A 12,758-nucleotide genomic window follows, 5' to 3' on the forward strand; every position below is an offset into this window, starting at 1 on the left:
CGTGAAATCGAGTTGGAAGCCATTCATCCTGTGATGTAGTGCCGCCAAAACCGTGAGTTTTTCAACAGAATAGGCTGACTGCTGCCGTTAGACGCGATCACCACCAACGGCAGCTCTGTGCAGGAAGTGTGCTTTGCAAAGTGGGGCCGTCGCCGGAACTAACAGGATGCTAGGGACCTAAGCGGGCCTTAGTACGCAGAACGTCAAACATCTGCTGCTCAGTCCACTGTTGCCCTTGGAGCGCCGTTCAGCAGCGGACACAAAGGGCGGGGAAGCTGACTCTCGCAGTGATGAGTGCCGGTAGCCGATTTGCCCAACAGACCCGCCATTCGTTGCCATTGTAGAAAGCCCGTCTGTAGGATCGCACAATTTTCAGTAAATGTGGTTCCAATCTCCCTGCTGTTGCTTCTGCGATTTGCGGAGCGCTGTTTGCGGGCATTCAAAAGGTCTTCGATCTACACTCGACACAAAAACGAGAAAATGATGGAACCGCCCTATAGATTCGACAAATACCTATCCCCAAAAGCACTTCTAAAAAGCTGATTGGGGTCGACGCGCCGCTTAAGAGACGCAAATTCAGTCGCGCCTGTATACACCGACGAGAATTGATCGACGGTGGCATGCGGCCGGTACGGCAAACAGTAGCTGCCACCCAATGTATGAACGGCATCTATCAATTGTCGCGTCATTATTTTGGCATTATCTTCCGCTTCCTGAGTCAGCATTTGGCTGAAGTTCATTACGGCTGCAATTCGGGGGCCGCCCGGCGCATAGGACAACAAGGAACCCGTGTCGCGTTCCACCCACCGAAGAGTAACATTCAGTAGGTCTTGATCTGAGGCCGGAATGATCACGCGACACACCTTAATAAAATCGGCAAACCGCTCCGGGGCCACAAAGTACTCGTGTAAAATATCAGCCCGATTTGGACGATCAGGGCCATTTATTTGCGCCACCGATTTGTTCATTTGGCCGGAACGGGACGACGTACCAAGAAACGCGGGAGCCAGCTTCGTCTCGATTCCCCAGCGCAACCGCTTGCCAAATTCGCTGTTGGTTTGAGCCCGGAATATGCTGCGCGCCAGACCGTATGCAAATTCAGAACCTTGGGAATCGGGAACTTCCCCCTCGATTTCTTTGAACGACACAAGCGATGCTTCCCGAAAAAAGTTATCGCGGTCTAAGCTTAGGCGGCCAAACGCCATCGGAGATTGCTGCAAACTTTGCATGAACGGCTCAGCAAATTTCTCGGCGTCCACGCGTAGAAAACTGGGCTTCAACAGCGTGTTTGGCACCGCTTCAACCTCCATTTCCGTAATCAGGCCGATCAGACCATAGCCGCCCATGGCCGCATTGAATATTTCGGAATCCTTCTGCGGCGACGCTGTTATCAGGCTGCCGTCAGCCAGAAGTATCTTTATCCACCGCACCGTCGATCCCATTGGACCAAAGGCGGTCGGCCAACCATGTGCATTCACGCTGAAACTCGCCGCAACGCCGAAGTCATTATTGGATTGCATCACTTTTGGGGAGAGACCAGCAGGATCGAGTGCGGCGATCACATCACGCCAACGCGCACCGGCATGAGTCCGGTACACGCCGTCGCCAACTTCGACCAAACCGTTGTTAAACGTGATCGCAGTTCCATCCCGTGGTATTGAATGCCCGCCCATTGAGTGTCTTGCAGCGGCTAGGTTAACTGGTCGGCCGTTGGTTGCGGCTTGGACCAACTCGGATCTGAGTGCCGCCACCAAGGACTTTCCCGGATCTTCCGACAAGACTATGTGTTTGTGAATAGGCGTTTTTGACAACCGTGAAGCATCATTCAGGAACCCGTCGGAGCCAAGGTTCGTCGTGACATCTGCCAGCAGCTTCATCGGCAGCAATGTAGGATGAGTAACGTGACAGACCTCGCCTCCAGCCCAAGGGCTAGCTTCGGCCATCAGTTACGCCACTTATGCAACTCACACACTGCATGGTTAAAAGTCCATATAACACTTCCAACCTTCATTGTTATACAACTTGAAACCTCCACCAAAAGGTCAAGGATTATATAACAGCTATATAACAGAATGATTGCCGAAATCAGGAGAGTTGCGCAATTTTCGCAAACCAAAGGTGAAAGCTGGAGCGTAAAACCCATATAAATAAGGGGTTTATCAATTTTTAATAAGTTGGATGGTTCACCTTAAAGGTGGAAATGGTGCCCAGGGGCGGAATCGAACCACCGACACGAGGATTTTCAATCCACTGCTCTACCCCTGAGCTACCCGGGCACGGGAAGGCTGTTCGCCTTGGGTGTGGGCCTTCTATGCCGTGTTGGTGACGGTGTCCAGAGGCTTTCGTCAAGAAAATTGCTAATGCTCGATTTGTTGAATTTTAGCAGATTCTTCCAATGCATTTTCAAGGTCTTCTGGGTCCTGACTTGGCACCGCATACGAGCCGTTCAACCACTTCCCTAGGTCGATGTCGGCACAGCGTTTGCTGCAAAATGGGCGATAAGCCTTGTCAGCCTCTTTTTCACAGATCGGACAACTCACGCTAGTGCCTCCGCCAAAATATCTTTCAACTCAGCCCGGCCACGCTTGCGCTGCAGTTCGTAGTGACCAAGGGGAGTCCAGCCAACCAATTGCGTCTCTTCACTATCAGACCGAAAAGCTGCACGCAGAGCCGTTTCAAAGGCCCGGCGATCCTTTTTGGGCATTGGCGCCAAGTCTAGAACAATCTGCCCCCCCAATCCCCGCAAACGAAGCGCTCTTGGCAATGCCTTGGCACAGGCCATATTCGCCTTAACCCCGGCAGCCAGAGAAACATCGGGCCCAGTATTCACATCGATCGCGACCAACGCCCGTGTCGGCTCCACAAACAGAAAGGCGCCGCCGGACAAAGGCTCACGGATCCCCAGTATCGTCTCCAAAGCCTCCAGCACACCATGGTGCTCAAATCCACCTGGCTCACGCTCGACATCCGCCGCTTCGGACCAATCCCGCCAAGCCAGTAGATGCGGAGCATCACCTTCGGTCAGTGCCTGCGGCTCGGTGCCACTATCCGCCATAACCGTTGCAGCCATATCCGCCATTGCCGAGATATCTTCGGCAATTTCATCCGCATCCGCCCCATCGCAGGCGGAACGCAAGATCAATCCATGTTCACTGTCAGCCATGATCCCATGTGCGATTTCCAGTAGCCGTTCACGCTCGTCTTCGTCGCGGATCGAACGAGAAATATTCAGGCCCGGCGCCTCGGGCGTAACAATCGCATAGCGGCTTTTGAACAAAATCTTCTGCGTGACTGGGATTGCTTTACCTTCTTCGGCATATCCGGCGACCTGCACCAGTAACATCTGGCCAGGGGCCAACCCCTTGACCTGCCGCAGGAACGCAGGGCCATCAGGGGTGTTCAGAAACATCCCACCCTGCCCCTTGACCGGGCGATCAGCACGGGCGCGGTAGATTGTACCTGGGGTTGGCAAATCACCTTCGATCAGAAAATCGTCTAGCTTGCCATCTACCATTAGTGCCGCTGCTTCTCGGCCATTCAGGTGATCAAGGATAATAGTACGGCCCTTCATTCGGCGGCCTCCTTATGCAGTGGATAGCCCGCTGCCTGTAACATGTTTGCAGTTTCTGCCAATGGTAAGCCAACGATGCCGGTGAACGAGCCACTGATCCAGGGAATAAGCGCACCTGCAGGTCCTTGGATGGCATAGCCTCCAGCTTTGCCTTGCCAGTCATTACTAGCAAGATAGGCATTCAGCTCCGCATCTGACAACCGCTTCATCCGCACCTGAGACACCACGTCCCTTGACCAGACCTGATCGCCACGGCGCAAGGAAATTGCGGTAATAACGCGGTGACGGCGCCCCGACAGAGCCAGCAGGAACTCTGCTGCCTCTCCCGCATCGGCTGGTTTTCCCATAATGCGGCGCCCCAGTGCCACAGTGGTATCAGCGCAAAGCACCAAATCGTCTTGATCAGCTTGAACTGCCACAACCTTTTCACGCGCAATACGGCTGCAGTAGTCCCGCGGCAGCTCTGCCTTCTTAGGGGTCTCATCAATATCTGGCGGCCGCACTTCGTCCGGCACAACGCCCAATTGCGCCAAAAGCTCCAACCGTCGCGGGCTGCCTGATCCTAGAATAAACGCCATTTTCCGACCTTCGTACCAATTTCGAGCCAACACCAATGGGATTAACTCATGCTCGGAGCCGCCTTGTAGGATCAGCGGTCTCCTATTTGTTTTAAATCGCCCCCACCGGAGGCGCCCATTATGCGCAGCAAGCCTGAATGACAAAAGCCCGGCGAATGGGCCGGGCTTTGGTCGTCAATCAGGATCATGCTTATTTGAAGCGATAATTGATCCGTCCCTTGGTCAGGTCGTAGGGGGTCATTTCCACCTGAACCTTGTCGCCAGCCAGAACACGGATGCGGTTCTTGCGCATCTTGCCCGCCGTATGTGCGATGATCTCATGGCCGTTTTCCAGCTCGACCCGAAACGTCGCATTAGGCAGGAGTTCCTTCACGACACCGGGAAATTCGAGCGTATCTTCCTTGGCCATGTTGTCTCCATTGTTTGTTACCCCCGCTGATATGCGGGACGTGCGCTTAAATGAGCGCTTTTGCCCTGATTTTCAAGGGCGCAATCACCGCAGATGGCTAATAGTGATCGTTTTCCCCAAATCACCGTACTTCGAACAATGCATACTCAGCTAAACCAGATGATTTACTGCGTCTAACGACCAATTAAGCGACATCTCTTGAACAGATGCCCTAAGGCGAAGCAAAGCCAATCTGGGCAAAACTCCGAAGCGGAGAAGAGAAACTCTTCAAGCAGCAGTTGCTGCAAGATTCGAATCATCCATCCGAGGTTCCGCAACGGGAAAATCGGACAACTACGTTTGCGCGGGCTCCCCCCAGCGATTGATTAGGTGCTTGATGATCTGGTCACGCGATTGGCGGTAGCTATTCAGCTTCGCTTCACGCCCCTCCCCCAAGCCAGTCGGATCCATGATCGGCCAGTACTCAACATCAAGATGGAAAAATCGCGTCAGCTCCAAGGCTCGACGCTGGCTAGCAGGGGACAAAGCCACCACCAGATCAAACGAGGACAGATCATCTCCCCACCGCTCCATTTCATCAAACGAGCGCGAGCGATGACGCGATAGTTCCACACCGATCTCCTGGCAAACAGAAATCGAGAAACCATCTATCTCCATGTCCGTCTTAACCCCGGCAGATTGGACATAGGTGCCAGTACCATAGAACTTTTTCATGATGCCTTCGGCCATCGGAGAGCGCACCGAATTATGGTCACAACAAAACAAAACCGATTGCGGCAACTCACTCAATACATCAGCCCCCGAAATGCAGAACGCAAATCAGCGTGAACAACCGCCGCGCCGTATCAGTGTCGATCTCGGCCTTCCCTTCAAGCCTTTCTTGCAACACCCGACTACCTTCATTGTGGATCCCGCGTCGAGCCATATCTATGGTCTCAATTTGGCTTGGAGGCAGTGTTTTTACCGCGGTAAAGTAGCTTTCGCAGATCTGGTAATAATCCTTCACCACCTGACGAAAGGGCGACAAAGACAGATGGAATTCGGCGGCTTTTCCGCCCTCCTCAGTCTCCAAGTCAAAAACCAATCTCTTGTCACGAATTGCCAGTCCAAGATGATATGGACCCACTGGCACCTCACGCCCTTCACGCTCGGGGAGCTGAAACGAGTTTTCCTCAATCAGATCAAAAATTGCAACCCGGCGTTCCTGCTCAATCTCCGGAGTAGGAGGTGGCAAATTGCGGTCGTCCAATTCAATTTGACTGATGCGGTTCATTTTCTTTGTTCTCACTGCACATAGGCGTTGCCTCAGACGTATCGCAAGTCAAAGGCAGCGGCAATGCGTGGCTTGTGCCAAGAAGGCCTGACAGTTTGCTTTTGCTAAACCTGCATCAAAAATAGCTTCTTGCCTCCGGCGGAGATACTTTAAACTAGGTGAAGCTCCCTAGTTAAACTGGGGAGTGGATCCGACATTCATCTGGCCTGAAATATCCCGGGGTGAATTGCCCGATAGGCAAGAGAGGTAGCGTCCCTAGATGACACTCACTTGTCGTTTAAGGCATCCAACCTGACACGAACCGACAAACCGTGCGCCTCCAGGCTCTCGCTGATCGCAAGTGCCTCGGCGGCAGGGCCAATTTTGCTAAGTGCTGCAGGTGTCATTTGGCTAAGCGTTGTTCGCTTTAGGAAATCAATCACCGAAAGCCCTGAAGAAAAACGGGCCGAACGCGCGGTGGGTAAAACGTGGTTCGGGCCACCGACATAATCACCAATTGCCTCGGGCGTGTACTGGCCAAGGAAAATCGCGCCAGCATGAACTGTCTTGTGGCTCAACGCTACAGGGTCGGCAACACAAAGCTCAAGATGTTCCGGAGCAATGCGGTTAGATAGGGCAGCGGCTTGATCCAGATCTGACACTGTGATCACCGCACCATAGTCGCGCCAGCTGGGCGCAGCGATTGCCCGGCGCTCAAGTGTTTCCAAGCGCGCATCAACTGCTTTGGCCACGGCGCGGCCGAACTCAGCATCATCCGTAATCAGAATTGATTGGGCGCTTTCGTCATGCTCGGCCTGGCTTAGCAGATCCAAAGCAATCCAATCCGGATTATTGTCCTTGTCCGCGATTACCAGAATTTCGGAAGGGCCGGCAATCATATCGATTCCCACCTTGCCAAAAACCCGACGCTTGGCCGCCGCGACAAAAGCATTGCCAGGGCCGGTGATTTTATCCACCGGAGAAATTGTATCGGTGCCGTAGGCAAGCGCAGCAATCGCCTGAGCACCGCCAATCCGGTAAATCTCATCAACTCCGGCAATCCGAGCAGCCAGAAGAACCAGCGGGTTTACCTGTCCATCAGGAGTCGGAACGGTAATCGCCAAACGCTGCACACCCGCAACCTTGGCCGGGATCGCATTCATCAACACCGACGACGGATAGGTGGCAAGTCCACCCGGCACATACAGGCCAGCTGCTGATACAGAGGACCAGCGCCAGCCTAAGGTGGCGCCTGCTGCGTCCGTCCAACTATCGTCAGCAGGCATTTGCCGTTCGTGATAGGCGCGGATCCGTTCTGCCGCCAATTCCAAAGCTGCACGATCCGCTGCCAAAACCTGTGCAACTGCGTCTTCGATTTCAACATCCGTAAAAGCAAGTTGGCTGGCTGTGAGGTCAAGCCGGTCAAACTTGGACGTCAGCTCAATCACAGCCTCATCGCCACGGCTACGCACGTCGGCGATGATATCTGCAACCACAGCATCTACATCGGGGCTATCTTCTCGCTTGGCGCCCAGCAGCTCGGCAAAAGCCGCTTCAAAATCGGGCGAAGTAGCATCAAGAAACTGCGGCATCGGGCTCTCCTTTGAGCGCTGAATAACGGCGCGCGGTGCAAGGCTCAAGCAGGTTAATCGCCGTGCCCAGGCACCTTACCCGAAGGGGCTTGATATGGGCGGGTGACATCACGCAGAGAAACTTCCAGCGCTTCAACTGAAAGCCGCAGAACACCGTCCCCTGCAAGGGTCAATAAAAGATGGCCAGTGCCATCCTCTCCGGCTTCGAAACTCACATCGAGAAGTGAAAGGATCAGATCCTTGTCGTTGCGATCAACCCCTTGCGAAGCCACCGCAAGCACATTGCTGATGACCAACAGAGACTGCACCCGTTCATACGCACGGCCACGGGCCTTGGCGGCATCGCTGTCTTCCCAGCGAAATCGGTTCAGCAGCAGTGCAAAACGGTGCTTGCTCGACTGCCAGCGCATTTCGGTTAAGGGAAACACCGCATCCTGCGTCAGAGCAGCAATAACCCGCAGGTCTTCTTCGGAAAGTGCGCCAAGGTTCAGGGGGGCTTCGGCCCCCTCTTCAAATGTAGCGTCGGCCATTACTGCCCCTTGATCCGTTCAATCTTGGCACCAACACCAGACAATTTTCCCACAACATGCTCGTAGCCGCGGTCTAGATGATACACGCGGCTGACCACGGTTTCTCCCTCAGCAGCCAATCCTGCCAGAATCAACGAAACAGATGCGCGCAGGTCAGTCGCCATCACAGGCGCGCCCTTAAGCTTCTCAACACCTGTCACTGTGGCCGTACCACCATGCACTTCAATCTGAGCTCCCATACGGATCAGTTCTGGCGCATGCATAAACCGGTTCTCGAAAATTTTCTCTTCCAGAACAGATTTCCCCTCAGCTGTGCACAACAGCGCCATCATCTGAGCTTGCAGATCGGTAGGAAAACCAGGGAATGGTTCGGTCGTCACATCCACTGCTATTATCCGATCGCTGCGGCGCGCGACTTTAAGGCCTGACTTGGTTTCTTCTACAGAAATACCGGCAGCATCCAGTTTTTCGCAAAACGCCCCGACCAGATCCATGCGTCCGCCCAGAAGCTCGACCTCGCCCCCACAAATCGCTGGAGCCAACATATAGGTGCCCAACTCGATTCGGTCCGTCACCACAGGGTGGGTCGCGCCATGTAGCTTTTCAACGCCCTGAACCGTGATGGTAGATGTACCATCGCCGTCGATCTGCGCACCCATTTTGCGTAGGCAATCGGCAAGATCCACAATTTCAGGTTCACGCGCTGCGTTGTTGATGACCGTAGTGCCCTTAGCCAGAGTTGCGGCCATCAGAACATTTTCAGTGGCGCCGACCGAAACCAGTGGGAAATCCACAGTGCCGCCTTTCAACCCGCCCGGCGCTTTGGCGTGAACATAGCCATCTTTCAGCTCCAGCTCAGCGCCCAGCGCTTCCAACGCCTTCAGGTGCAGATCCACTGGACGAGCTCCAATTGCACAACCGCCGGGCAGCGAGACAACAGCATGACCATCCCGTGCCAACATAGGTCCCAACACCAAAATCGAAGCACGCATCTTACGTACGATATCATAGTCCGCTGTGTGGTTATTAAGATCATGGCTGGACATCGCCAAGACCTGACCATCCTGAAGGCTGGTGACTTCGGCCCCCAACGACTGCAACAGTTCTGTCATAGTTTTGATGTCACTCAGCCGCGGGGCGTTTGTCAGTGTCAGCGGTTCATCGCTTAGCAATGTTGCGGGCATCAATGTCAAACAAGCGTTCTTTGCCCCTGCAATCGGAATTTGACCGTTTAGCGCACCGCCACCGGTTACCAAAATAGAATCCATCTGCCGTTATCCTTCCGACTTGCCTGTCTGTTTATCGTCGACTGCTGTAGCCGCACGCGCCTTAGCTTGGGCTTTGCGCCGTGCCATATTGGCCTTCAACGCAACCTTTAGCCGGTCTTCCCGTGCGGGTGATTTGCCGCCACTATTAGATGTTTTTTTATCTGCCATAAACCATGTGTAGCTTAGTGTGAAAAAACCGTCCAGATTGCCCTTGCACAGTTCTTCGTTTGATCCTAAAAGCCCCCTCACCGGCGCTGCTGAAGCTCAGAGGAACACATCCACTGGCAAGACGCAGAAACGGTTGCTTAGGCAACAAGAGACAATGGGACCTCCAGAGCCCATAGTTTGCCAAGTAGAGATCTGGAACGGTATGCTGTGGTAGCTCAGTGGCAGAGCACACCCTTGGTAAGGGTGAGGTCGAGAGTTCAATCCTCTCTCACAGCACCATCCCTTTATAGCAAAGTAAAAACGACCTGCAGCGCCAGTAAGCTGCGCTCCAGCGCTATTGGCATGGTAGGACTATGACAGGCGCCATGGCTTGCTCAGCGCCTTCGGATAAACAGGTTAACTCCTAACAAATACTCAGGCTTACCGATTCGAAATACAACCGGATTGCAGCATCAACCAACATGTCTCTGCAATCCGGCCCGCCTTACGCCAGTCGAAGACCTGTTTCAGGATCAAACAAACAGGCGCGTTCGGTTTCGATGCTGAAATCCATCGTACCCTCAAGAATTTTTGTATACCCCGAGGTCCCTCTCGCCAGAACCTCCTGGTTGTTCCAGTTCAGTACACACAGCGTATCAGCACCCGTTGCTTCGGTTACGTCGATTTCACATTGAACGATTTGACCTGAACCGTTGGCCCCTTGACTGATCATTTCAGGGCGCAGCCCCATCACCACTTTTCGACCAACATACGCTTCTAGCCGCGCAGCATGGGCTTTTAGATCTAGTAATACAGGTTCATCCTTGCCATCGGCTCGCAGGTTAACCCAAGCAACTGGACCCACCTCGCCTGCCTCGATTGTAATGTCGAGAAAGTTCATTGGCGGCGATCCAACCAGGCCCGCAACAAACATATTGGCGGGCTGTTCATAGATCTCAGCAGGTGACGCCAATTGCTGTACTTCACCATCTTTGAGAATCGCAATTCGATCCGCAAGTGTCAGTGCCTCGATCTGGTCATGGGTGACATAGACCATGGTGGCATTCAGACGCTTGTGCAGACGTTTGATCTCAGTCCGCATCTCAAGCCGCAGCTTGGCATCTAGGTTCGATAGTGGTTCGTCAAACAGGAACACTTCGGGATCGCGCACCAGTGCCCGCCCCATGGCGACTCGTTGACGCTGCCCCCCGGACAGCTGAGCGGGCTTACGGTCCAGCAAATGGTCCATACGTAGTGTCTTGGCGACTTGCTCCACTCGCTTCGCGCGCTCTTCTTTGGGCACGCCGCGCATTTCCAGACCGAATGCAATATTCTGGGCGACCGTCATTGTCGGGTACAGCGCGTAAGATTGGAACACCATCGCGATGTCGCGATCTTTAGGGTGCACGTCATTCACCACCCGATCGCCAATCATGATCTCCCCCTCGGTGACTTCTTCCAGTCCGGCGATCATGTTGAGCAAGGTCGACTTACCACAGCCCGAAGCGCCAAGCAGGACCAGAAACTCGCCATCGCGCAGGTCGATCGACACGCCCTTGAGGACCTCAACAGGACCATAGCGTTTGACGGCGTTTTTGATTGTCAGAGATGCCATTGTTATTTCCTCATCCTTTGACGGAACCTGCGGTCAGTCCGCGCACAAAATAGCGGCCCGCAAAGATGTATACGAGTAGGGTCGGCGCGGCAGTGATCAGCGCAGCAGCCATATCAACGTTGTATTGTTTGACCCCGGTTGTGGTGTTGACCAGATTGTTCATTGCCACCGTGATGGGCTGTGCTCCGCCGGTGGTGAAACTGGCGCCAAACAAGAAGTCATTCCAGATCTGGGTGAACTGCCAAATCACTGACACCACGATAATCGGTGGCGACAGCGGCAAAATAATCCGACGGAAGATGGTAAAGAACCCTGCCCCATCAATCGTCGCCGCCCGTACCAGCTCATCTGGAATAGTGACATAGTAGTTGCGGAAAAACAGCGTGGTGAAAGCTAAGCCGTAAACCGAATGCACCAGGATCAGCCCATAAACAGTATTGGTGATACCGAGCTTACCAAGGGTCTGTGCCATTGGAAGGATGACCACTTGAAACGGTACGAAACAGCCAAACAAGATCAGCGCAAACACCAGATTGGCGCCTTTGAACTTCCATTTGGTCAGCGCATATCCGGTCAGCGCCCCCAATAGGGTTGATAGAACCACTCCAGGTAGAGCCATCGACACTGAGTTCCAGAAGTAGGGTTTCAACCCCGTACAATTCACGCCGATGCACGCTTCTGACCAGGCATGGCGCCAGGCCGAGAAATTCAACTCGTGGGGCAAAGCCAGCAACGATCCACCTCGGATCTCATCCAGATCCTTCAGCGAGGTGCCAACCACCACATAGGCCGGCAGCAGGAACCAGATCGCAAAGACAATGAGAATAAGCCAGAGCAGCAATCGCATGATCAGCGCAGACCAAGGGCGCGGGGCAGAGTAACGGGCGGTGTCAGACATGTTTTTTCCCCCGCAATTCGGAATAAAGATATGGCACCATAATCGCAGCCACTGTTGCCAGCATCACCATGGCCGAGGCCGCACCAACGGCGATTTCATTTCGCCGGAAAGTCATCTCGTACATAAAATTGGCAGGTAGGGTTGAGGCATAGCCGGGCCCCCCCCCCGTCAGCGCCACCACCAAGTCAAAGCTTTTGATGGCCAGGTGAGACAGGATCACCATCGCACTCATGAAGACTGGACGCATAGATGGCAGAATGATGCGCAAGTAAATCTGCCAGGGCGGCGCACCGTCCAGGCTGGCGGCCTTGATAATATCCTGATCCACACTGCGTAGAGCCGACAGGAACAGGGCCATCGCAAAACCCGAAGCTTGCCAGACAGCGGCCATCACCAACGCGTAGATGGCCAGGTTGTTGTCTACGGTCCAGCCAAAGCGGAAACTCTCCCAGCCCCAGCCCCTGACAACGGTCTCTAGACCTAGCGACGGGTTCATGATCCATTTCCAGGCCGTACCCGTAATGATGAACGAGATCGCCATTGGGTACAGATAGATGGTGCGGATAAAACCCTCGGCGCGGATTTTCTGATCTAGCAGCACCGCCAACAGGCAGCCCACCACAACCGAGACAAAAACAAACAGGAAGCCAAAGATGAACAGGTTTTCAATAGCGACTGACCAGCGGTCCATCTGGAACAGCCGCTCGTACGGACGGGTGCCAATCAACGTATAATTGGGCAGCATCTTGGACTTGGTCAGCGAGATGTAACCGGTCCAGATAATGAAGCCATACACGAAATAGAGGATCGCAGCGAAGCCGGGGGCAACCACTATTTGCGGCAGGGCGCGGGCAATGCGGTCGATGAATTTGACATGCGGACGGGTCAACGCAATCGA

The 12,758-nt window shown here is 54.0% G+C and carries 14 protein-coding genes and 2 tRNA genes; 1 reads left to right on the forward strand and 15 read right to left on the reverse strand.

Annotated elements, in window-relative coordinates; all coding sequences use genetic code 11:
- Positions 1-494 precede the first annotated feature (494 nt).
- From AC2T28_RS23875 to AC2T28_RS23930, 12 genes are all read right to left on the reverse strand, one after another.
- Positions 495-1,943, reverse strand: a complete 1,449-nt coding sequence (locus AC2T28_RS23875; RefSeq protein WP_486751117.1) for an FAD-binding protein — start codon at positions 1,941-1,943, stop codon at positions 495-497.
- A gap of 258 nt (positions 1,944-2,201) precedes the next feature.
- A tRNA-Phe gene (locus tag AC2T28_RS23880) sits at positions 2,202-2,276 on the reverse strand.
- Between the two features lie 81 nt (positions 2,277-2,357).
- A complete protein-coding gene (locus AC2T28_RS23885) occupies positions 2,358-2,540 on the reverse strand; it encodes a DNA gyrase inhibitor YacG (protein WP_486751118.1) in 183 nt (60 codons plus the stop codon).
- A complete protein-coding gene (locus AC2T28_RS23890; protein WP_486751119.1) occupies positions 2,537-3,571 on the reverse strand; it encodes a ribonuclease E/G in 1,035 nt (344 codons plus the stop codon). The genes AC2T28_RS23885 and AC2T28_RS23890 overlap by 4 nt, the downstream gene beginning before the upstream one ends.
- Entirely contained in the window at positions 3,568-4,149 is a 582-nt protein-coding gene (locus AC2T28_RS23895) for a Maf family protein (RefSeq protein WP_486751120.1), read from the reverse strand. The genes AC2T28_RS23890 and AC2T28_RS23895 overlap by 4 nt, the downstream gene beginning before the upstream one ends.
- Positions 4,150-4,339: 190 nt before the next feature.
- The gene (gene infA / locus AC2T28_RS23900; protein ID WP_005978431.1) at positions 4,340-4,558 is read right to left on the reverse strand and encodes a translation initiation factor IF-1; all 219 of its coding nucleotides are present in this window, start codon (positions 4,556-4,558) and stop codon (positions 4,340-4,342) included.
- A gap of 333 nt (positions 4,559-4,891) precedes the next feature.
- On the reverse strand, positions 4,892-5,347 hold the full coding sequence (locus tag AC2T28_RS23905; protein WP_486751121.1) for an arsenate-mycothiol transferase ArsC: 456 nt from the start codon (positions 5,345-5,347) through the stop codon (positions 4,892-4,894).
- Positions 5,348-5,351: 4 nt separating this feature from the next.
- Positions 5,352-5,831, reverse strand: coding sequence for a UPF0262 family protein (locus AC2T28_RS23910; protein WP_486751122.1), 480 nt, complete (start codon positions 5,829-5,831; stop codon positions 5,352-5,354).
- A gap of 266 nt (positions 5,832-6,097) precedes the next feature.
- The gene (gene hisD, locus AC2T28_RS23915; RefSeq protein ID WP_486751123.1) at positions 6,098-7,402 is read right to left on the reverse strand and encodes a histidinol dehydrogenase; all 1,305 of its coding nucleotides are present in this window, start codon (positions 7,400-7,402) and stop codon (positions 6,098-6,100) included.
- A 53-nt stretch (positions 7,403-7,455) separates the two neighbouring features.
- Positions 7,456-7,932 (reverse strand): DUF2948 family protein, encoded by a 477-nt coding sequence (locus AC2T28_RS23920; protein ID WP_486751124.1) that lies wholly within the window; start codon positions 7,930-7,932, stop codon positions 7,456-7,458.
- Positions 7,932-9,200, reverse strand: a complete 1,269-nt coding sequence (murA, locus tag AC2T28_RS23925) for a UDP-N-acetylglucosamine 1-carboxyvinyltransferase (protein ID WP_486751125.1) — start codon at positions 9,198-9,200, stop codon at positions 7,932-7,934. Before murA ends, AC2T28_RS23920 begins: the two co-directional genes overlap by 1 nt.
- Before the next feature lie 6 nt (positions 9,201-9,206).
- Positions 9,207-9,368: a hypothetical protein gene (locus tag AC2T28_RS23930; RefSeq protein ID WP_486751126.1), complete on the reverse strand. Its 162-nt coding sequence runs from the start codon at positions 9,366-9,368 to the stop codon at positions 9,207-9,209.
- Positions 9,369-9,572: 204 nt separating this feature from the next.
- Between AC2T28_RS23930 and AC2T28_RS23935 the strand changes: the two genes are divergently transcribed.
- Positions 9,573-9,647: transfer RNA gene (locus AC2T28_RS23935), tRNA-Thr, on the forward strand.
- Between the two features lie 205 nt (positions 9,648-9,852).
- Here the strand turns inward: AC2T28_RS23935 and AC2T28_RS23940 are convergent.
- From AC2T28_RS23940 to AC2T28_RS23950, 3 genes are read right to left on the reverse strand one after another with little or no spacing between them, the layout of a single operon-like run.
- Positions 9,853-10,962 (reverse strand): ABC transporter ATP-binding protein, encoded by a 1,110-nt coding sequence (locus tag AC2T28_RS23940; protein WP_486751127.1) that lies wholly within the window; start codon positions 10,960-10,962, stop codon positions 9,853-9,855.
- A gap of 10 nt (positions 10,963-10,972) precedes the next feature.
- Positions 10,973-11,860, reverse strand: a complete 888-nt coding sequence (locus tag AC2T28_RS23945) for a carbohydrate ABC transporter permease (protein WP_486751128.1) — start codon at positions 11,858-11,860, stop codon at positions 10,973-10,975.
- Positions 11,853-12,749 (reverse strand): carbohydrate ABC transporter permease, encoded by an 897-nt coding sequence (locus tag AC2T28_RS23950; protein ID WP_486751129.1) that lies wholly within the window; start codon positions 12,747-12,749, stop codon positions 11,853-11,855. Before AC2T28_RS23950 ends, AC2T28_RS23945 begins: the two co-directional genes overlap by 8 nt.
- Between the last annotated feature and the right edge of the window lie 9 nt (positions 12,750-12,758).

This window comes from Parasedimentitalea nitratireducens, from assembly GCF_057444295.1.